This is a genomic window from Kumtagia ephedrae (genome assembly GCF_003012745.1).
Taxonomy (GTDB): domain Bacteria; phylum Pseudomonadota; class Alphaproteobacteria; order Rhizobiales; family Rhizobiaceae; genus Kumtagia; species Kumtagia ephedrae.
Window position 1 is genome coordinate 160,790 of record NZ_PXYK01000003.1, and the last position, 21,099, is coordinate 181,888.

Annotated in this window: 8 protein-coding genes; 6 read left to right on the forward strand and 2 right to left on the reverse strand. The window is 68.5% G+C overall.

Features of this window, described 5'->3' with window-relative positions:
* Nucleotides 1-98: 98 nt before the first annotated feature.
* Nucleotides 99-5,564 carry an alpha-2-macroglobulin family protein gene (locus C7I84_RS04030; RefSeq protein ID WP_425351293.1) on the reverse strand — a complete coding sequence of 1,822 codons (5,466 nt, stop codon included), beginning with the start codon at nucleotides 5,562-5,564 and terminating at the stop codon, nucleotides 99-101.
* A 255-nt stretch (nucleotides 5,565-5,819) separates the two neighbouring features.
* Here C7I84_RS04030 and C7I84_RS04035 point away from each other — a divergent pair, with 255 nt between their 5' ends.
* The 6 genes from C7I84_RS04035 to C7I84_RS04060 all read left to right on the forward strand — a co-directional run bounded on the left by C7I84_RS04035 (nucleotide 5,820) and on the right by C7I84_RS04060 (nucleotide 20,395).
* Nucleotides 5,820-7,751, forward strand: coding sequence for an autotransporter assembly complex protein TamA (locus C7I84_RS04035; protein ID WP_425351294.1), 1,932 nt, complete (start codon nucleotides 5,820-5,822; stop codon nucleotides 7,749-7,751).
* Between the two features lie 10 nt (nucleotides 7,752-7,761).
* Nucleotides 7,762-13,521, forward strand: a complete 5,760-nt coding sequence (locus C7I84_RS04040) for a translocation/assembly module TamB domain-containing protein (RefSeq protein ID WP_106770861.1) — start codon at nucleotides 7,762-7,764, stop codon at nucleotides 13,519-13,521.
* Nucleotides 13,522-13,787: 266 nt separating this feature from the next.
* The gene (locus C7I84_RS04045) at nucleotides 13,788-15,440 is read left to right on the forward strand and encodes an ABC transporter substrate-binding protein (RefSeq protein ID WP_106770862.1); all 1,653 of its coding nucleotides are present in this window, start codon (nucleotides 13,788-13,790) and stop codon (nucleotides 15,438-15,440) included.
* Between the two features lie 95 nt (nucleotides 15,441-15,535).
* The gene (locus tag C7I84_RS04050; RefSeq protein ID WP_106770863.1) at nucleotides 15,536-16,573 is read left to right on the forward strand and encodes an ABC transporter permease; all 1,038 of its coding nucleotides are present in this window, start codon (nucleotides 15,536-15,538) and stop codon (nucleotides 16,571-16,573) included.
* Nucleotides 16,574-16,585: 12 nt separating this feature from the next.
* Complete coding sequence (locus C7I84_RS04055) at nucleotides 16,586-17,743, forward strand: ABC transporter permease (protein ID WP_106770864.1); 1,158 nt, start codon at nucleotides 16,586-16,588, stop codon at nucleotides 17,741-17,743.
* A 210-nt stretch (nucleotides 17,744-17,953) separates the two neighbouring features.
* Nucleotides 17,954-20,395, forward strand: a complete 2,442-nt coding sequence (locus C7I84_RS04060) for a dipeptide ABC transporter ATP-binding protein (RefSeq protein WP_106770865.1) — start codon at nucleotides 17,954-17,956, stop codon at nucleotides 20,393-20,395.
* A 17-nt stretch (nucleotides 20,396-20,412) separates the two neighbouring features.
* Here the strand turns inward: C7I84_RS04060 and C7I84_RS04065 are convergent, their stop codons facing one another.
* A complete protein-coding gene (locus tag C7I84_RS04065; RefSeq protein WP_106770866.1) occupies nucleotides 20,413-21,003 on the reverse strand; it encodes a transglycosylase SLT domain-containing protein in 591 nt (196 codons plus the stop codon).
* Nucleotides 21,004-21,099 lie beyond the last annotated feature (96 nt).

A 21,099-nucleotide genomic window follows, 5' to 3' on the forward strand; every position in this document is an offset into this window, starting at 1 on the left:
CCGACGCCTGGCAAGGCCGGCGTCCGGCCGCGGCGACCCCACCCGGCCGCTTCGCGGCCACCCTCCCCTCGAGGGGGAGGGAGAGCCGGCGCGCTTTGTCACGGCGCCGTGACCTCCATCATCCCCGTGGCCGTGCGGGCCGAGAATTGCGGCCGGTACATGTCCTCCACGCTTGCCGCCGGATGGGCGTAGGTGCCGGGCGTCACGGCGCGCACGACATAGGCCAGCGTGAATTCCCGGCCGGAATCGCCGTTGCGGTCGAAGGCGGCGACAAAACGGTCGTCGCGGAATTCGAGATGCGCCGCCTGCGTCTGGTCGAGCCACCCGAAGTTGGAGAGATTGGCGCTGCTGACCAGGCCCGGATTGTCGATCTCGAAACCGGCCGGCAAGAGGTCGCTGACCAGCACGCGCGACGGCCACGAATTCTGCTCCGTCACCTTGAGCACGACGACGAAGCGCTCGTTCTGCGCCACCTCGGTGACGTTGGCCTCGCTGCCGTCGAGGCGGTAGTAGGTCCGCTCGATGGCAAAACCGTCGCCGCCGGCCGGCAGCGGCTCGGCGGGCGCTGCGACCGCCGTCACCACTGCCTGCACGGCGCTGCCGCTGGCGTTCGCGATGGTCACCGGGCTGTCGACCAGGGCGCTGCCGTCGAAGCGCTCGGAATAGGCGCCGGTGTGCGGGGCGCCGTTCACCGTGAGCTTCATGTCGGCGGCGTTGGCGCGCAGCGCCCGCGCCGCGAGCAGCATCCACGCGTCGTCCTGCGTGCTGGTCCAGCGCGTCGCCTGCCGCTCCGCGCCGACCAGCGTGACCAGCTGCGGCACGACCGACGGCATCGGCCTGCTCTCCGCCGCCAGCGCCAGCATGGCGGCGCCGTCGCGCAGCCGCGAGCCGTAGTCGGAGCGGGAATAGTCGTGCTCGGGATTGTTTCTGGCGAGCTGCAGCGCCGCCTGAAAAGTCGCTTCCGAGCGCTGGGCGTCGCCGTAGAGCGCCAGGCTGGCCGCCAGCTGGGCTACCGCCATCGGGCTGGAAAAAGCCTCCAGCTTGGTGTCGGCATAATAACGCAGGTCGCCCACCGAGGCCTTCTTGTTGCGGGCCAGCACATAGAGCGCATAGGCGATCTCGCTGCCGCGGTCCTCGACGTCGATGTCGTAGGAGAGCGAGTTCTGCAGGTTGTTCAGCGCCTGCCGCATCGCCTGGCGGGGCACGTCGTAGTTCATCTCGCGCGCCCGGGTCAGGAAGTCGGAGACATAGGCGTCGAGCCAGAGGTCGCCGGAGCCCGGTCCCCACAGGCCGAAGCTGCCGGTGGAGGACTGGTTGTTGAGCACCCGGTAGACCGCCTCCTGGATGCGGCCGCGCAGCGCCGGGTCGTCCTGCATGCCGGCGCCGGCCGACAGCTCGCCGACATAGAGCAGCGGCAGCGCCCGGCTGGTGGTCTGCTCGGCGCAGCCATAGGGATAGCGGTCGAGCGCCAAGAGCAGCGATGGCACGTCGAAGGCGGCCGAGGGCGAGACGCCGACGCTGACATAGGCGCCGGGCAGCACGCTGGCGGCGAGCAGCTCGCGGTCGATGCGCAGGCTTTTGCCGTTCGGGCCGAGGTCGACGACCATCCGGTTGGTGACCGGCAGCGTCGCCGGGCGCACCGGGATATGCAGCGTCTGCTCGACCGAGGGGCCGCCGTCGCGGGCGAGCTTCAGCGTGACGCTGGCGTTGCCCGCTGTCTGCGCCGTCAGCGGCACGGTGATCGACTGGCGCCTGCCTGACGTCAGCGTCACCGTCTCCGGCAGGGCGGCGCTGCCGGTGGAAAGATCGCCGGTGGTCTCGACGGCGAAGTGGTAGTCGCCGTCTGGCGCGTCGGTGTTGGCGATATCGAGCCGCATGACCGCGGCGTCGCCGGGGGCGAGGAAGCGCGGCAGGCCGGCGGTGACGACGATCGGGTCGCGCACCGTGACGTCGGTCGAGGCATGGCCGACGGCGTCCGCGGTCCAGGCGACGGCCATGACGCGGACGGTGCCGTTGAACTGCGGGATGTCGAAGTCGACTGTCGCCTTGCCGTCCGCATCCAGCTTGACCGGTCCGGAGAAGAAGGCGACGAGCTTCTCGGTCGGCGGGCTGCCCTGCGAGGCCATCGCGGCGCCGTCGCCGCCGGTGCGCAGCCGCCCGGCGGCGCCCAGCGAGCCGTCGATCAGGCGGCCGTAGAGGTCGCGCAGCTCCAGTCCGAGCATGCGCTGCCCGAAATACCAGGCCGCCGGGTCGGGCGCCTTGTAGTCGGTGAGGTTGAGGATGCCGACGTCGACGGCCGCCACCGTCACATAGGCGTCGGTGACCGGCGGCAGGCCGGTGACGCTGACGGGTATCCGCAGCGGCTGGCGCGGCTCGGTTTTTTCGAGCGGCGAAAGGGCAACGGCCAGCTTCCTCGCGCCGGGGTCGATAGCCAGCCATTTCAGGCCGATGGCGCGGGCCGGCATGCGCGACTGCGCGGCATCGCCCGGCCGGAACAGCGTCGCCGTAACATAGGCGCCGGCGCCCCAATCGGCCGAGACGGGGATGTCGATGGTCGAGCCGCCCTCCGGCACGCTCGCCGTGAAGGTCGACAGCAGCCGCTCGGCGCCGACGGTGACCAGCAGCTCGCCGGCGAAGCGCGGCGACACCTTCAGCTTGGCGATCTCGCCCGCCGCGTAGCGGTCCTTGTCCAGCGCGATCTCCAGCCCGTCCGGCGTCTCGGTCGAGGTCGCCGCCACGTACCAGCCGGCGTCGAACTCGACGCTGGTCGCCGGGCCTTCCGGATCGGCGGTCGTCACTTCGAGGCGGTAACGGCCCCAGTCGACGGGCATGGACAGGCTGGCGCTGCCGTCGGCGGCGATGCCGAGCGTGCCGTTGGCGACGGCGCTGGTCGAGGTGACCGGCTCGTAGTTCCAGGCATTGCCGCTGCGGTACCACTGATAGTTGCGCTCGACCTTGACCAGCGACCACAGGGCGCCGGGCAGCGCCTTGCGGTTGCCGTCCGGGTCGACGGCGATCACCGTGAATTTCGCGGTCCCGCCCTGCGGCACCTCGCCGCCGGAGAAATCGGGTCGGACGCCGATGACGTCGGCGGGCGAGCGGATGCCGAGGTCGATCGCCTTCTCGACGGCGCGGCCGCCGCTCTCCAGCATGCGCACCGTCACGGTCGCGGTCAGCAGGCGGGTGGTGGCGGGCAGCGCGTCGATCGCGACAGGGAAGGTGGCCTTGCCGTCGTCGCCGACAACGGGAAGGTCGGCAAGCGGGATGCGGGTCGCCTCGACCGCATCCTCATCGGCCAGGCCGAACTGGAAATTCGGGAAATCCTCCCAGTCCCGCGTGGTGTCGATCGTCGCCTCGCCTTCGAGCGCCAGACCGGCGGCCGGTGCGCCGTAGAGGAAGCGGCCGTCGACGGTGATCTCGGCCGGCTCGCCCGGGGCAATCTCGTCGCGGTCGCTGGCCAGCGTGAACTCGATGCGGTCGGGCACGAAGTCCTCGACCAAGAACATCTGGCTGGAGACCGCCGGCTGCTTGGGATCGGTGTAGAGCGACACGGTCCAGGTACCGCGCATGGCGTTGGCCGCCAGCGCGAGGTCGACGGCATGGCCGCCGGCCGCTGCGCCGTCGCTGACGACGCGCCGGTCCTCGACGCCGTCGGGCCGGGTGAAGACGAAGGTGAGCGGCAGTTTTTCGACCGCGTTTGCCTTGTCGTCGCGGGCGAGCGCGGCGACATGCACGGTCTCGCCGGCGCGATAGATGCCGCGTTCCGTCCAGGTGTAGACGTCGAGCGCGCCGGGGGCGGCGCGGCCGGTGACGCCGCGGTCGGAGAGGTCGAAGCCGGCACGGGTCATGTCGAGGAAGACGAAGTCCTCGCCGGCCGCGTTCGCCGTCAGCACCGCCGGCAGCATGCCGCCGCTGCCGCGCGTCAGGCCGGCGGTGAAGGTGGCGCGGCCGCCGGCGTCGGTGGTGGCGGTGCCGAGCACCTCGTTGTTGCGGGCAAGCAGCGTCAGCTCGACGCCGGCCATCGGCTTGGCCGAGCCGAGCGAGCGGGCAAATACGTTGAGCCCGTCCTGGCCGCTATAGGTGGAGAGCCCGATGTCGGAGACGACGAACCATTGCGTGGCGCGCGAACTCCAGCTGTCGCTGGTGTCGTTCTCCGGCTGGGCGGTCAGCACATAGACGCCGGGCTTGCGCTCGGGCAGCGCCTCGTCGACCGGGAAGGAGGTGGTGACCTCCTTGTTGAGATCGCCGGCGGTCTCGAGCTTGCCTTCCCACACAGGCTGGCCGAGCTGGTCGGCGATGGTCTCGACGTCGTAGCCATCGAGCTGGCGCAGGAACTGGTAGCCGGTGAGGAGCTGCGCCAGCGAGCGGTCGCCGACGCGGTAGAGCTTCACGTCGGCCACCGGCAAGTTGACGGTGACCAGCGGGATGCCGTGGCGCCCGGCCGCCGGCAGCACGAAACTGTCGCCGGTGAAGCGGGCGGAGGCGCCGCGGTCCTGGACGTAGATGGAGAGCACGACCGGCGCCTGGATTACTTCGCCGATCGCAGCCGGCAGGCCGGCACGGAAGGTGATGCTGTAGTGTTTGCCGTGCTCGAGGCCCTCGACGCAGATCTGCTTGTCCTTGGCCTCGATGGCCTTCGGGGCGGCGTTGTCGACGGTGACGAACGGCGCGTAGTCGACGCCGGTCTTGACCAGCTCTTCCGAGAACTGGGCGCAGACGCGCGGCGAGCCGGTGTCGGCATCGATGGAATGGTCGACGACGCGGAAGCCTTTTCGGGCCTTCAGATCCTCGTAGTCGGCGCGCACGGCAGCCGAATTGACGAGCGCCAGGCTCGCCTCGTAGGCCTGCAGCGCCGGCCGGAACAGGTCGCGCCGGTCGAGCCCGGCGGCGATCGCGGCAAGAACATCGGCGCGGGAGGAAGCAGTGCGCAGGAGCTGGTAGGCGTTCCAGGCAGCGGACGTGGCGTCGCGGTTGAGCGCGGCCGTTTCCTGGCCATTGGCGCCCTGAATGGCGAGCAGCGCCCGCGACAGGCCCAGCCACGGCTTGCCGTCGTCGGGCGAGATGCGGATCGCGGCGATGTAGCTGTCGCGTGCGCCGGAGGCATCGTTGGTGCGCATCGCCTGTTCGGCCGCGTCGACGAGGCCGGCCAGGCCGGCGTCGGCGGCCGGCGGCGTCGCCGTCAGTGCGGCGCGGTACTGCCATGCTTCGTCGGCCATCCAGGAGGGGAAGAACGACATCGCCGGCGGGGCGCCGATGTCGGGCTCGCCGTCGATCGGAACGACCTTGCCGGCGACGGCGCCATTGAAGGTCTTCAGCGTGGCGAAGTCCGACTTCAGGAAGCACCACTTGGCCTTGGTATTGTAGGTGAAGGCGCGGCACTGCGAATCGCCGAGGCAAATCGTCTTGCACTGGTCGAGCGAGACGTTCTGCTCCGCCCGCAGGTCGAAGCCGAAATAGTCGCCGTTCTCGGTCGTCCGGATGGCACGGCCATCCGCTGCGAAGACCGGCGCGGCCAATATGCCTGCAAGTAGAAAAAGGGCCGACAGAAGACGAACCGGGCGCATCACAACTCCCCCTTGCATCGCGGTCGTCGGCACAGACCAGCATCGCCCCGACCGTCTGTCAATCCAGGCCGAAGAAAAGCGAAGATCTCTTCGGCGGTTGGCCATCGCGTTCTTCCGTGGTAGGCCGCCTATGGGGGCGACTGGAGCACGGATGGTCATGTTCTGCCCATCAAATTCTGACAGAGCGATTGTGGCCCCTTTACGAACGGTTCATATCGGCACTTCAAAATTAGGTGCCGGAGTAAGTTCGCGTTAATGATGAAGCGGAAACCGCAGAGTTCGAGGAGCGTTCCCGCGACGGCTTGGTTCGCGCGCCTCGTGCTTTCCGGGATTCTGTGCTCCTCGGTGGTCATTGCCCTGCCGCCACGGGCCGCCGCATTCGAGCTGTTCGGCTTCCGCTTCTTCGGGAAGGAGGAGGACGAGGACGCCGACATCGTCGATCCTCTCAACTATACCGTATCCATCGAGGTGGCCGGCGGAGATGCCGAGCTGACCGAGGCGCTGAACAACGCGTCGCTGCTGGTCGCCGATGCCGAGCGGCCGGTCTCGGGTTCGCTGGGGCTGCTGACCAAGGCGCGCAGCGACCGGCAGCGGCTGGTCGCGGCGCTCTACGAGCAGGCCCGTTACGACGGCATCGTGCGCATCCTGATCGCCGGCAAGTCGATCGACACGCTGCCGCCGGACGCCGAATTCGGCGCGGGGCCGGTGCCGGTGACCATTTCCGTCGACCCGGGCGCCGTGTTCAGGCTCGGCCGGGTCCAGCTGCAGGGGGACGCCGCCGGCCTTGCCCCGCAGGAGTTCGGTCTCGTGTCCGGCGGCGATGCCGGCTCGAACAGGGTGCTGCGGGCCGAAGCCGACATCGTGCGGCGGCTCAAGGAGGGCGGGCGGCCGCTGGCGGCCGTCACCAGCCGCGAGATCGTGGCCGACCACAATACCATGACGCTGGATGTCTCCCTCACCGTCGCCGCCGGGCCGGTGGCCGGCTACGGTCCGACCACGGTGAAGGGCACAGAAGCGGTCGACCGCGACTTCACCGCCTATATGGCTGGGCTGGAGCCCGGCCGGAGATATTCGCCCAAGGACATCGACGACGCACGCGAGCGGCTGGTCGGCCTCGGCGTCTTCAACAGCGTGGCGGTGACGGAAGCCGACGCGCTCGACGCCGCCGGCCAAATCCCGATCGACGTCACGGTGAGCGAGCGCAAGCAGCGCTTCTACGGCGTCGGCGCCACGCTCTCCAACACCGAAGGGCTGGGGCTGGAAGGCTACTGGGGACATCGCAACCTGTTCGGCAAGGCCGAGAAGCTGCGCATCGAAGGTTCGATCGGGCGGATCGGCGATGCCGAGGGAGTCGACAAGCTCAACTACAATGCCGGCATCATGTTCGAGAAGCCGGGCGTGGTCGGGCCGGCGTCGAAATTCTTCACCAGCCTCAGGAGCGTCTACGAACATCCCGACGCCTATGACCGCTTTTCGGTGAAGGCGAGCACGGGCCTCGCCTACGAGATCAGCAAGACGCAGAGCGTTTCCGGCGAGTTAGCGGTCGACTATTCGCGCATCACCGACGCCTTCGTCGACGATCGCGAATACCTGATCGTGTCGACGCCGCTGCAATACATTTTCGACAACCGGGACAACCGGCTCAACCCGACCAAGGGTTTCCGGGCGCTCGCCTATGTCGAGCCGGCCTACGACACGATCGGCGGCACCACCTTCGTCAAGATGAGAGGCGAGGGGTCCGCCTATCAGGCCCTGGATTCCGGCGGCAGGTTCGTCATCGCCGGCCGGGCGGTGCTCGGCTCGATCGTCGGAGCCGGCGTCGAGGACATCCCCGCCGACCGCCGCTTCTATGCCGGCGGCGGCGGCTCGGTGCGCGGCTACGCCTATCAAGGCATCGGGCCGAAGGATTCGGACGGCACGCCCACCGGCGGCCTGTCGTTGGCCGAGGGCTCGCTGGAACTGCGTTATGCCGTCAATGAGACGTTCGGTGTCGTGCCCTTCGTCGACGTCGGCACCGTGTCGCTGGACGAGTTTCCCGACTTCTCCGACATGAAGGCGGGCGCCGGCGTCGGCATCCGCTACATCACGCCGTTCGGGCCGCTGCGCGTCGACGCAGCCATCCCGCTCAATCCCGGTCCCGACGATCCCGACTTCGGCATCTATGCCGGCGTCGGCCAGGCTTTCTAGGAGCCGGCCGATGACGGTGTTCAAGAAGGTGCTGCGGATACTGGGCTACACGCTCCTCGCATTGCTCGCCTTCGCCATCGGCGCGGTGGCGGTGCTGACGCTCACCGAGCGGGGCAGGGAGAATCTGGCGGGGATCGTCTCCGACCTCGCCTCGTCGCCCGAGCGGACGGTGACCATCAGCGGCATACGCGGCATCTGGTCGGGTAATTTCGCGATGGACCAGCTCGTGCTGGCGGATGCCGACGGCCCCTGGCTGGCGGCGCGCGGCGTCGAGGTCCGGTGGTCGCCGATGGCGCTGCTGCGGTCGCGCTTCCACGCCGAGCGCATCGCTGCCGAGCGGATCGAGTTCGCCAGGCTGCCTAAGCCGTCGGCGCAGCCGCCCGCGGAGGGCGGATCGTCGACGCTGCCGGTCGACATCTCGATCGACGCGCTCGACTTCCCTGACATCGCGCTTGGCGAGGCCGTCACCGGCGGCCAGGTGGCCAGCGCGGCCGCCGAGGGCAAGGTGGTGGCGCAAGGCGCGCCGCTGGTCGTGGCCGCCGACCTCAACGTCTCGCGCACCGACGGCACGGCCGGCCAGGTGCTCGCCTCGATCGATTTCGCTCCCGACCAGAACCGCCTGCAGGTCGACCTGAAAGCATCGGAGCCGACGGGCGGCATCCTTGCCAATCTGCTGCAGCTGCCGGGACAACCCGCCGTCGACATCGTCGTCAGCGGCTCCGGCCCGATGGCGGACTGGCGCGGGAACGGCACCTTCTCGGTCGACGGCAGCCTGATCACCAGCGTGTCGGCGACGCACAGGCAGACCGAGGCCGGCCGGGTGGTCGAGGCGATCGGCAACGGCGTGTTCGACCGCTTCCTGCCTGAACGGTTCCGACCGCTGCTTGCCGGGCAGACGCATTTCGACCTCGCCGGCACGCTGACCGGCGACGGCGGGGTGGACATCAGCCGGGCCGAGATCGAGAGCGGTGCGCTGACCGCGACGGCGATCGGGGCGTTCAATCCGGCCGGCGCCACCGACGTGGCGATCGAGCTGGAGCCCAAGAACGGCGGCGTGCAGCTCGCCCTCGGCACCGGCGAGAGCCCGATCGATCTCACGGTCGGGCAGGCGTCGATCCGTGCCCTCGGCGATGGCCGGGAGCCCGGCGTCGACGTCACCGTCACCCTGCCTTCGGTGTCCACCAGGGACGTCAGCCTTGCCGACCTCCGCCTCGTCCTGCACTCGGACGCCTTCAACGTGGCCGAGCGCAGCGGCCCGATCAGGGGCGCGGCGACGGCCGCGCAGCTCACCATCGACAACCCGACGGTCGCGCCGCTGGTTGCCGGCGAAATCCGTGCCGGGCTGGAGGGAACGCTCGCGACCGGGGCGCTGACGGTCACCGCCGGCACGCTCGCCAGCGACGCGATCGACGGCCGCTTTTCCGGTACGGTGTCGCTGCCGAACGGCGCGATCACGGTGCAGCTCGACGCCGACGTCCTGTCGGCGGCGCTGCCGGCCGGGGCGCGGCCGCTGCTCGGGGACAAGGTGGCGCTGGCTGCCGGCCTGGAGCGCGACGCCTCGGGCAACGTTGCCGCCCGCTCGCTGACCGTGGAATCCGGCGGGCTCAGCGCCACCGGCTCGGCGCGTCTGCGCGAAGGCACGGTCGACGCCGAGCTGTCGGGCACGCTGGCCGACATCGCCCCGCTGGCGCCGAACGCATCCGGCGCGCTGGCGCTGACGGCGACGGCGAAGGGCGTGCTGCTGGCGCCCGACGTCGACCTGTCGCTGACCAGCGAGCGGCTGGGTTTCGGTGATCGTGGGCTCGACGATCTCGATCTGCGGGTGACCGGCCGGGTCGATCCCGCCAACCCGCAGGCTTCGGTCGCGCTCAAGGGCGCGTTCCAGGGCCAGGCGCTGGCAGGCAATGCGGTCCTGGCAGCGGCCGACGGCCGGCGCGAGGTGCGCGACATCGCCTTCACGCTGGGCCAGAACCGCATCGCCGGCGCGCTGACGCTGGACGAAAGCTTCCTGCCCACCGGCACGCTCGACCTCGATCTCGCCGATCTCGGCGAGCTGGCGGCACTCGCCGGCCAGACGGTGGAGGGCAGCGCCAGAGGCAGCGCGGCCTTCTCCAGCGAGGGCGGAACGCCGCGCGTCCAGGTGGTGCTCAATTCCGATTCCGTCAGGCGCGGCACGCTCGACGTGCGGTCTATCGCCGTCGATGCGCTAGTCTCCGATTTCCTCAAGGCGCCTGCGATATCCGGCACGCTCGGCGCCACGCTCGCCGACCTGCTGCCCGGCCAGCCGCCGGCCGACATCCGCATGAGCGTCGAGGGCACCGCGGCCGACATCGGCGGCACTGGCACCCTCGCCATGGAAGGCGCCAAGGTTGCCGACTTTTCGCTCGCCCGCCGCGCGGCTGACGGGTTGGTCGAGATCAAGGGAACGGGCGCGTTCGCGCGCTTCGCGCCGGAGCGGGCGCGAAGGCTGCTGGACGGCCAGACGACGTTCGACGTCGCCGCCACCACCGGAGAGGCGGGTGCGCTACGCATCGAGCGGGTCGAGCTCGCCAACGGCGCGCTGCGAGCGCAGGCCAGCGGCAGCGTCGACCCGGCCGGCCCGGTCGACCTCACCGTGCAGCTTGGCACCGGCACCAGCAACCTGCCGCTGTCCTTCGGCACCGACGAGGCGCCGATCGACATCACGCTGGATTCGGCGACGCTGCGGGCGGTGGGCGATATCGACGCGCCGCGCCTCGACATCGCCGCGCGCCTGCCACAGGTCGCGACCAACCATGTGCAGCTGGCCGGCATGGCGATCGCGCTGCGTTCCGACGGCTTCAACCTCGCCTCGCGCACCGGCCCGATGACCGGCTCGGTCACCGCCGCGTCACTCACCATCGACAACCCGACAGTGGCGCCGCTGGTGGCCGGCGAGATCCGGGCCGAGATCGACGGCGCCTTGTCCACGGAGGCGCTCAGGGTCGAGCGCGGCGTGTTGCGCAGCGACGCCATCGACGGCGGCTTCAGCGGCACCGTCTCGCTGCCGACCGGCGTGATCACGCTCGATCTCAAGGCCGACGTGCTGTCGGCCGCGCTGCCCGCCGCGGTCCGGCCGGTGCTCGGCGAGCAGCTGGCGCTCTCCACCAGCCTGGAGCGCGACGCCGACGGCAAGGTGTCGGCCAACGCGCTGGCGCTGCAGTCCGGCGGCCTGACGGGGCAAGGCGTCATCCAGCTGACCGGCGGCCAGCTCGACGCCGACATCAAGGGCGCGCTCACCGACATTTCGCCGCTGGCCGAGCAGGCGAGCGGTTCCGTCGCCTTCTCCGCCACCGCCAAGGGCGCGCTGTCGGCGCCGGACGTGGCACTCTCCGTCACCAGCGACAGGATGACGGTGGCGGCGCGCGCCATCGAGAACCTGGCGCTCAACGCTTCCGGCCGGGCCGACCTGGCAAACCCGGAAGCCAATGTGACGCTGACGGGCACCGTCGCCGGCGAAAAGCTCGACGGCAGGGCGGTGCTCAACACCGCCGACGGCCGGCGCGCTGTCCGCGACCTCAACCTGTCGCTGGGGCGCAACCGCATCGCCGGGGCGCTGGCGCTCGACGAGAATTTCGTGCCCGAAGGCACGGTCGACTTCGACCTGCCGGATCTCGGCCGGCTGGCCGCGCTGGCGCTGGAGACGGTCGAGGGCAACGTGCGCGGCAATGCCGCCTTCACCCGCGTCGGCGGCAGGCCGCAGGCAAGAATCTCCGCCAATGCGCCGGCGATCACGCGCGGCGACCTCTCGGTGCGCTCGGTCAACATCGACGCGACCATCAGCGACTATTTTGCCCAGCCCGGCGTGGCCGGGACGGTGCGCGCCGACGAGGTGCGGTCGGGCGGCACGGTCATCCGCGGCATCAGCGTCGACCTGTCGCGCGAGGGCGACTGGACGCGCTTTTCCGGCGGAGCCGAGGTCAACGACATTCCCGCTCGGGCGGCCGGGCGGGTCCGCTCGGCCGGCGGCACGACCACCGTCGAGCTTGCCTCGGCGGAAGCGACGATGCGCGGCATCCGCGCCACGCTGGCGCGACCGTCGACGGTACGCATCGCCGGCGGCCAGACGCGGCTCGACAACCTCGCGCTGGCGGTCGGCGGCGGCACGGCGACGGTGTCGGGCACGGCCGGCGCGAATCTTGCGCTCGACGTGGCGCTGGCGCGGCTGCCGGCGTCCGTCGCCAACAATTTCGCGCCCGGCCTCGACGCCGGCGGTACCATATCCGGTACGGTCAACGTCAGCGGCGCCGCGGCCAATCCGACGGTGCGCTACTCCGCCGACTGGGGCGGCGCGGAAACGGCGCAGACGCGCGGCGCCGGCGTCGGCCCGGTCACGATCCGCTCGACCGGCACCTTCGCCGCGAACCGGCTCACCTTCGACGCCAATCTCGGCAACGGTTCAGGCCTTTCGATCCGCGGGGGCGGCAGCGTCGCCGTGGCGCAACCGCCGCGCCTCGACCTGCGCTTCGAGGGCGCCGTGCCGTTCTCGCTGATCGAGTCGCGCCTCGCCGCACAGGCGCTGTCGTTGTCCGGGACGGCCAATGTGAACCTGACGGTCACTGGCACCGCGGCTGCTCCGGTGATCGGCGGCAGCATCCGCACCTCCGGCGCGCGGCTGGTCGATGCGCGCTCCGGCATCGCGCTCAACGACATCGCCGCCGATGTCGGCATCGCCTCCGGCCGCGCCACCATCAACCGGCTGAGCGGCTCGCTGTCGAGCGGCGGCACCGTCTCGGCCTCCGGCACGGTCGGCATCGAAGCCAATCAGGGTTTTCCGGCGGACATCGCCATCCGGCTGGCCGACGCCCGCTATACCGACGGCGAGATGGTGGCGACCACGCTGTCGGGCAACCTGGCCGTCAAGGGGCCGCTGCTGTCGGCGCCACGGCTGACCGGCACGATCGACCTGGCGCGCACTGTGATCACCGTGCCGGAACGGCTCCCCGGCTCGCTGGCCGCACTCGACGTCCAGCACCGGAACGCGCCGGAAGCCGTCAGGAAACAGGCGCAGGCGCTGCGCCCGGCGTCGGCCAGCGGCGGTGGCGGCTCCGGGCTGGAGATCGACATCACCGTCAACGCGCCGCAGCGCATCTTCATCCAGGGCAGGGGCCTCGACGCCGAACTGGGCGGCTCGCTCAGGCTCGTCGGGCCGGTCTCGTCGCCGCAGGCCACCGGCGAGTTCGACCTCCGCCGCGGACGGCTGGCGCTGCTTGGGCGGCGGCTGACCTTCACCCATGGCACGCTCACCTTTGCCGGCTCGCTGGTGCCTTATCTCGACCTCTCCGCCGAATCCACGGCGGGCGACGCCACGGTGACGGTTCTGGTCTCCGGCCCGGCCAACAATCCCAAGTTCAGCTTCTCGTCCGTTCCGGCGCTGCCGGAGGACGAGGTGCTGGCGCGGCTGATCTTCGGCCGGTCCATGTCCAACCTGTCGCCGCTGCAGATCGCGCAGCTCGCGGATGCCGCGGCGCAGCTTGCCGGCGGCGGCGGCACGACCTCGCTGCTCACCTCGCTGCGCGAGCGGCTCGGCGTCGACGACCTCGACCTCAAGACCAACGAGGAGGGCGACACGACCGTGTCGGTCGGCAAATATCTCAACGACCGCACCTATTTGACGATCGAGACCGGCGATCGCGCCGGCTCCGGCCGGGCGGCCATCGACCTCGACGTCGGCCGCGGCGTCAAGCTGCGCGGCGAGGCGCGCGACGACGGCGAGGCCAAGGGCGGCATCTTCTACGAACGCGAATACTGATTCCTCTCGTCCCGCCGGCTGTGGCACGACTACCGGGCGCCGCTGGCGCTGTTGCGGGCTGTGGACAACGCGCATCCTGACCCCGCGAAAATTCTGAGCCGGCCCGCCGCAAATTTGCGAATTTGCGCCATTCTTGTCGTATTCACGCGAACCGCTCTTCCCGCAAAGTTGCACATTCCGTTCCGGGAACATCATCCCCGCGCTTTGACATCGCGGAGGGGATGCGGAATGCTAACAGGCGAAAAGCCAACAATGGGGAGTTTGCAATGACGGTCTACAAGAGTAACGGTGATCGTGTTCCGGCCCATATCGAGCGAATGGCCGAGAGCGCCAGGGCGGGCAAGGTCGACCGCCGCGAATTCCTTGCCATGGCCAGCGTGTTCGGTGCGTCGACGGCCATGGCCTACGGCATGATCGGGCTTGCCGCGCCGACGCCGGCGGCGGCACAGGAGCCCAAGAAGGGCGGTATCCTCAAGGTGGCGATGTGGATCAAGGATCCGAAGGATCCGCGCACCGCCGACTGGTCGGAGATTTCCAACGCCGAGCGCCAGGCGCTCGAGCCGCTGGTCAAATACACCAAGGACTACACCTTCGAGCCCTATCTCCTGGAAAGCTGGGAGGTGAACGACGACGCCACCGAATACACGCTGAAGCTTCGCCAGGGCGTGACCTGGAACAACGGCGACACCTTCAACGCCGACGACGTCATCTTCAACTTCACCCGCTGGGCAGACAAGAGCTCCGAAGGCAACTCCATGCCGGGCCGTCTCGGCACGCTCGTCGATGAAGCCACCGGCAAGCTGCGCGAAGGCTCGATCGAGAAGGTCGACGACCACACCGTCAAGCTCAAGCTGACCAAGCCCGACATTGCCTTGATCCCGAACCTGACCGATTACCCGGCGCTGGTCGTGCACCGCTCCTTCGACGAGACCGGCGCCAACTTCGTGCAGAACCCTATCGGCACCGGCCCGTTCGAGCTCGTCTCCTACGACGTCGGCCAGAAGGTGGTCTACAAGCGCCGCGAGAACGGCACCTGGTGGAATGGCGACGTCTATCTCGACGGCGTCGAGTTCATCGACTACGGCACCGATCCCTCGGCCATGGTCTCGGCCTACGAGGCGGGCGAGGTCCACACCAATCACGAGACCTCGGCCGACTACGTGTCGATCCTCGAAGGCGTCGGCGCCATCACGTCGGAGACGGTCACCGCCGCGACCATCGTGGCGCGCACCAACGTCGCCAACAAGCCTTACGAAGACCAGAAGGTGCGCAACGCGCTTCAGCTTGCCGTCGACAACGCCGTCGTGCTGCAGCTCGGCTACGGCAATGCCGGCGTGCCGGCGGAAAACCACCACGTCGCGCCGATCCATCCGGAATATGTCGAGCTGCCGAAGGTGGCCCGCGATCCGGCCAAGGCCAAGGCGCTGATGGCGGAAGCCGGGCAGGCCGACTTCGAGCACGACCTGATCACCGTGGACGAGGACTGGCACAAGAACACCGGCGACGCCATCGCCGCGCAGCTGCGCGACGCCGGCATCAAGGTGAAGCGCACGGTGCTGCCCGGCTCGACCTTCTGGAACGACTGGACCAAGTATCCGTATTCGATGACCAACTGGAACATGCGCCCGCTCGGCATCCAGGTGGTCGCCATCGCCTACCGCACCGGCGAGGCCTGGAACGAGGCGGCCTACTCCAATCCCGACCTCGACGCCAAGATCGGCGAGGCGCTGGGAATCGCCGATGCCGAGAAGCGCAAGGCGGCGATGGCCGACATCGAGAAGATCCTGCAGGATTCGGGCATCATCATCCAGCCGTACTGGCGCAAGCTCTACAACAGCTCGATGCCGGTGGTGAAGAACCACGCCATGCATCCGACCTTCGAGCACGATTTCGGCAAGGTCTGGCTGGACGAAGCGTGAGCGACGTTTGTTTCATAGGGGGCGCTGGCGCCCCCTATGGCGCTTCAATCGGGTGTGACGATCTCTGACCCCAACCCGTCCGGCAGGGGGTGACGATGCTTGCTTTCATTCTGCGCCGTCTAGGCACCATGGTCGTGACCATGCTGTGCCTGACGATGGTCGTGTTCTTCATGGTCAATCTCGAGCCGAACCTGAAGAAGCTCGCGATCAGCCAGCTCGACATGCGCTCACCGCCGGAGCAACTGGAAAGCTGGCTGGTCAAGAACGGCTACCGGCAGAACTTCTTCGTCCGCTACGGCCAGTGGATCGGGGTCGTCCAGAAACAGCCCAATGTCGACCCGGCGACCGGCAAGGCAACGCCGCGCTTCTCCTTCTGCAACGAGCCGGCCGAGCCCTACTACGGCGGCATATTGCAGGGCGACTTCGGCTGCTCGACCAAGTTCAAGACGACGGTGTCGGCGAAGCTGTGGCCGGCGCTCGGCGCTACCGGCATTCTGATGTTCTGGGTGATGGTGACGATGGTGCCGATCGCGCTGCTGATCGGCATTCTCGCCGGCATGCGCGAGGGGTCCAAGACCGACCGCTCGCTGTCGGTCGCCTCCATCACCACCACGGCGACGCCGGAATATGTCTCCGGCGTCATCTTCACCGTCATCTTCGCCACCTGGCTGGGCTGGCTCAACGGCTCGGCCGCCTCGGCGACGGGGCAAGGCATCACCTTCTACAATTTCACCCTGCCGGTGATGACGATGGCGATCTACGGCATCGGCTACATCGCCCGCATGACCCGCGCCTCGATGGTCGAGGTGATGACGCAGCAATATATCCGCACCGCCCGGCTGAAGGGACTCTCCTTCTCCGGGGTGGTCGTCAAGCACGCGCTGCGCAACGCGCTGATCGCGCCCTTCACGGTCATCATGCTGCAATTCCCGTGGCTGCTCACCGGCGTGGTCATCGTCGAGACGATGTTCCGCTACCAGGGCTTCGGCTTCACGCTGGTCGAGGCCGCGGGTAACAACGACATCGATCTGCTGCTTGGCTGCAGCCTCGTCTCCGTCTTCGTCGTGCTGTTCACGCAGCTGATTTCCGACGTCGGCTACGCCTATCTCAACCCGCGCATTCGCGTTCAATAGGGGGACAACGCGATGCAACTCGAATTCATCGGCGCCTTCCAGATCGTCCTCGGCGTGATCGCCCGCTTCTGGCCGGTGTGGCTGGCGCTCGCCATCGTCTTTGCCGCCAGCCTGTTCTACCGCAAGAAGCTCGGGCTCTACGGGCAGCTCTTCGACAGCGGCGTCGGCGTCACAGGCGTCTTCATCTGCCTGTTCTGGCTGTTCACCGCGATCTCCGCCTCGTGGGTGGCGCCCTTCGATCCGCTTGCCCAGGTGCCGATCATGAAGGACGCGCTGCCCGGCGCGGTCGTTCCGGACGGCGGTGGGGTTTATCTGTTCGGCGGCGACAAGCTCGCCCGCGACGTGTTCAGCCGCATGGTCCATGGCAGCCAGATCGTGCTGATCATCGCGCCGGCGGCGACGGCCTTCGCGCTGATGGTCGGCGCCACGCTCGGCCTGCCGGCCGGCTACTATGGCGGCAGGATCGACTCGGTGCTGTCGTTCCTCGCCAACCTCGTGCTCGCCTTTCCGGTGATCTTGCTGTTCTACCTGCTGGTCACGCCGGGCATCGTCGAGACGGGACTGCCGCGCTGGATGGCGGGGCTGTTCTTCCTGTTCCCGATAATCTTCTTCGCGACCCTTTTCTACACGCGCTTCAAGAACCGGCCGGAGCGGCTCTACCTGCTGCTCGGCCTGACCATCCTGATCGGCGGCTGGGTCTATGTCGGGCTGGTCTTCGATGCCGACCCGCTCGGCGTCATCTCGATCGCGCCGAACGAGCTCAACATCTTCGTGGCGGTGGTGTTCGCCTCGTCGCCGGGTGTGTTCCGCATCGTGCGCGGGCTGGTGATGGACATCAAGACGCGCGACTACATCGCCGCCGCGCAGACCCGCGGCGAGACGCCCTGGTACACGATGCTGTGGGAGATCCTGCCCAACGCGCGCGGGCCGCTGATCGTCGATGCCTGCCTGCGCATCGGCTACACCACCATCCTGCTCGGCACGCTCGGCTATTTCGGGCTGGGCCTGGCACCGGAAAGCCCGGACTGGGGCACGGCGATCAAGGATTCCAGCCGGCTGCTGCGCTCCTTCATCCACCCGGCGCTGCCGCCCACCTTCGCGCTGATGAGCTTCGTGCTCGGCCTCAACCTGCTCGCCGACGCGTTGCGCGAGCAGTCGATGAAGGATTGAGGCCAATGGGCGCCGGCCTCTCCGCCTCACCCTCCCCCTTGTGGGGAGGGTCGGCGAGCGGTTGGAGCGAAGCGGAATACCGCGAGACGGGGTGGGGGTGCCTCCAATTCCCGCCGATGCAGCGTCGAACCCCTCACGTCTTGACCCCCACCCCGATCCGCAGCGCGGATCGACCCTCCCCACAAGGGGGAGGGTAAGAGGAGCATCACGATGAACGAAGCCGTCAGAGCCACGAACATCAAAGACGCCGATCCCATCTTGGAGATCGAGAACCTCTCCATCTCCTTCTTCACCAAGCGCGGCGAGATTCCCGCCGTCATGGACTTCTCCTGCAACGTCATGCCGGGCGAGGCGATGGGCATCGTCGGCGAATCCGGCTGCGGCAAGTCGACGGTGTCGCTCGGCATCATGCGCGACCTGTCCAACATCGGCAAAATCGTCGGCGGGCGGATCAGGTTCAAGGGCAAGGACATGGGCGAGATGTCCGACGCCGAGCTCAGGGCGATCCGCGGCAACGAGATCGCCATGATCTACCAGGAGCCGATGGCCAGCCTGAACCCGGCCATGAAGATCGGCCGGCAGCTGATGGAGGTGCCGATCCTGCACGACAAGGTGTCGAAGCAGGAGGCCTACGACAGGGCGCTGGACCTGGTGCGGGCGGTGCGGTTGCCCGATCCCGAACGCATCATGCGCTCCTATCCGCACCAGCTTTCCGGCGGCCAGCAGCAGCGCATCGTCATCGCCATGGCACTGCTGTCGAAGCCGGCGCTGCTGCTACTCGACGAGCCGACCACGGCGCTCGACGTGACGGTGGAGGCCGGCATCGTCGAACTGGTGAAGGGGCTCGGCGAGAAATTCGGCACGTCGATGATCTTCGTGTCGCACAATCTCGGCCTGATCCTCGAGACCTGCGACCGCATCACCGTCATGTATTCCGGCGAGGCGGTCGAGACCGGCCGCATCGAGGACGTGTTCGACCGCATGCGCCACCCCTACACGCAGGGGCTGTTCCGCTCCATCCCGCTGCCCGGCGCCGACAAGAATGCGCGGCCGCTGATCGCCATTCCCGGCCAGCTTCCCTTGCCGCATGAGCGGCCGAACGGCTGCAATTTCGGCCCGCGCTGCCAGCATTTCGTGCCCGGCCGCTGCGACGCCGCGGAAATCCCGATGATCGAAGTGGAAGGGCACGACCGGCATTTCAGCCGCTGCGTGCGCTTCAACGAGATCGATTGGGCGGCACTGCCGGAGGGCGCGCGCAAGGAGAACCCGCCGGTTACGCCCGGCGCGCCGGTACTCAAGGTCGACAATCTCAAGAAATACTACAGGGTCGCCGCCAACGAGGTGTTCGGCGGCGGCGAGGGGCGTGTCGTCAAGGCCAACGAAGCGATCAGCTTCGAGGCGCGCGAGAGCGAGACGGTGGCGATCGTCGGCGAATCCGGCTGCGGCAAGTCGACCCTGGCGAAAGTGCTGCTCGGCCTTGAGACGGCAAGCTCCGGCAAGGTGACGCTCGGTAACAGGGATATCCAGTCGACCGGCATCGAGGAGCGCGACGTCGGCACCGTGTCGTCGATCCAGATGGTGTTCCAGAATCCGTTCGACACGCTGAATCCCAGTCATTCGGTGGGCTCGCAGATCATCCGTACGCTGGAGAAATTCGGCGTCGGCAAGTCGGTGGCCGACCGCAAAAAGCGCATGTTCGAGCTGCTCGATCTGGTCAAGCTGCCGCGCGCCTTCGCCGAGCGCATGCCGCGCCAGCTCTCCGGCGGCCAGAAGCAGCGCATCGGCGTGGCGCGCGCCTTCGCCGGCCAGGCCAAGGTGGTGGTGGCCGACGAGCCTGTGTCGGCGCTCGACGTCTCCGTCCAGGCCGCGGTCACCGAGCTGCTGATGGACATCCAGCGCAAGAACAAGACGACCATGCTGTTCATCAGCCACGATCTTTCGGTCGTGCGCTACATCGCCGACCGCGTGGTGGTCATGTATCTCGGTCACATCGTCGAGCATGGCACGACCGACCAGATTTTTGCGCCACCCTACCACCCCTATACCGAGGCGCTGCTGTCGGCGATCCCGATCGCCGATACCTCGGTGGTGAAGAAGCACATCGTACTGGAGGGCGACATCCCGTCGGCGATGAACCCGCCGCCCGGCTGCCCGTTCCAGACGCGCTGCCGCTGGAAGAAGTTCGTGCCGGACAATCTGTGCGAGACGCAGCTGCCGCCGTTCAGGGAACTCGGCGCCGGCCACCGCAGCCTGTGCTGGCTCGACGATGCGCAGCTCGCGACGATGGAGCCGGTCATCAGTTTCGAGGGCGGCGGCCAGGAGCCGCCGGTCAAGGACCCGGTTCCGGAAGACGCCCGCCCCGGCACAGGCCCGGGTTTCGCCGGCGCCAAGCCGAAGCGTCCGCACGGCAAGCGCGCGAGCCCGGCGGCCGGCGCGGAGGAGGATGCGGCCGAGCAGGCTGAGGCGCGCAGCCACGCCCGCTCCCATGAGGTCCGCGACGACCGGTCGGAGGATTTCGGCGCCACGCGGTCGGCGAATTCCGACGCCGGACCGATCTCGCCGCTGCAGGTCGGCGACGGCCGCCAGGCGGATGATGCCGATGTGCCGTCGGCCTTTGACGACGACGAGGCGGAGAGGCCGAAGAAGAGCTGATCGGGGGAGCGTCGCCCTCAGCGGCAGCTCTGCAACTGCGCGGCGTAGCGCTGCGCCATGTCGTCGGTTTCGCGGGCATAGCGCTGGATGCCGGTGTTGCTGCGCCACGATCCGCGCTTGTAGGCCGTCCAGCCGGAATAATAGGCGAGATAGAGGTTGTAGGTGTCGCTCCTGGCGATGCCGAGATTGTCGGCGGAGCGCGAATGGTACCAGCCGACGAAATCGATGGCGTCGTCGAAATTGGTGCGCCGCGCCTTCCAGTTGCCGGTCTCGCTCACATATTGCGACCAGGTGCCGTTCAGCGCCTGGGAATAGCCATAGGCGCTCGACTGGCGCTTCCACGGGATGAAGCCGAACAGTTTCTTGCGCGGCGGCCGGGCATTGCCCTTGAAGCCGGATTCCTTGCGCACCGTCGCCATCAGCACGTGCACGGGCACGCCGTATTTGCGCTCGGTGCGCTCGGCCGAGCGCTGCCAGTTGACGAACCAGCCGTCGCGCTGCTCGAACACCGCGCAGATGTCGTTGATGCGGCTCGGCGGCGTGGCGCAGGCGGACAGCGCCAGCACGCCCGCGATCGATACGATTTTACTAAAATTCGATGCGCGCATGGCCGGCAGCTTTAGGCCGAAATCATAAAGGGAGTCTTGCCGGGCATCTTAACCATTCGGTTCGGCCCCGCTCTTCGCCTGGTGTCATAATGGCGA

Excerpts from the sequence above, each read along its gene's own strand:
- C7I84_RS04035 (WP_425351294.1), top strand. The coding sequence starts at position 5,820 with ATGATGAAGCGGAAACCGCAGAGTTCGAGGAGCGTTCCCGCGACGGCT.
- C7I84_RS04050 (WP_106770863.1), top strand. The coding sequence starts at position 15,536 with ATGCTTGCTTTCATTCTGCGCCGTCTAGGCACCATGGTCGTGACCATG.
- C7I84_RS04060 (WP_106770865.1), top strand. The coding sequence starts at position 17,954 with ATGAACGAAGCCGTCAGAGCCACGAACATCAAAGACGCCGATCCCATC.
- C7I84_RS04030 (WP_425351293.1), bottom strand. The coding sequence starts at position 5,564 with ATGCGCCCGGTTCGTCTTCTGTCGGCCCTTTTTCTACTTGCAGGCATA.
- C7I84_RS04045 (WP_106770862.1), top strand. The coding sequence starts at position 13,788 with ATGACGGTCTACAAGAGTAACGGTGATCGTGTTCCGGCCCATATCGAG.
- C7I84_RS04040 (WP_106770861.1), top strand. The coding sequence starts at position 7,762 with ATGACGGTGTTCAAGAAGGTGCTGCGGATACTGGGCTACACGCTCCTC.
- C7I84_RS04055 (WP_106770864.1), top strand. The coding sequence starts at position 16,586 with ATGCAACTCGAATTCATCGGCGCCTTCCAGATCGTCCTCGGCGTGATC.
- C7I84_RS04065 (WP_106770866.1), bottom strand. The coding sequence starts at position 21,003 with ATGCGCGCATCGAATTTTAGTAAAATCGTATCGATCGCGGGCGTGCTG.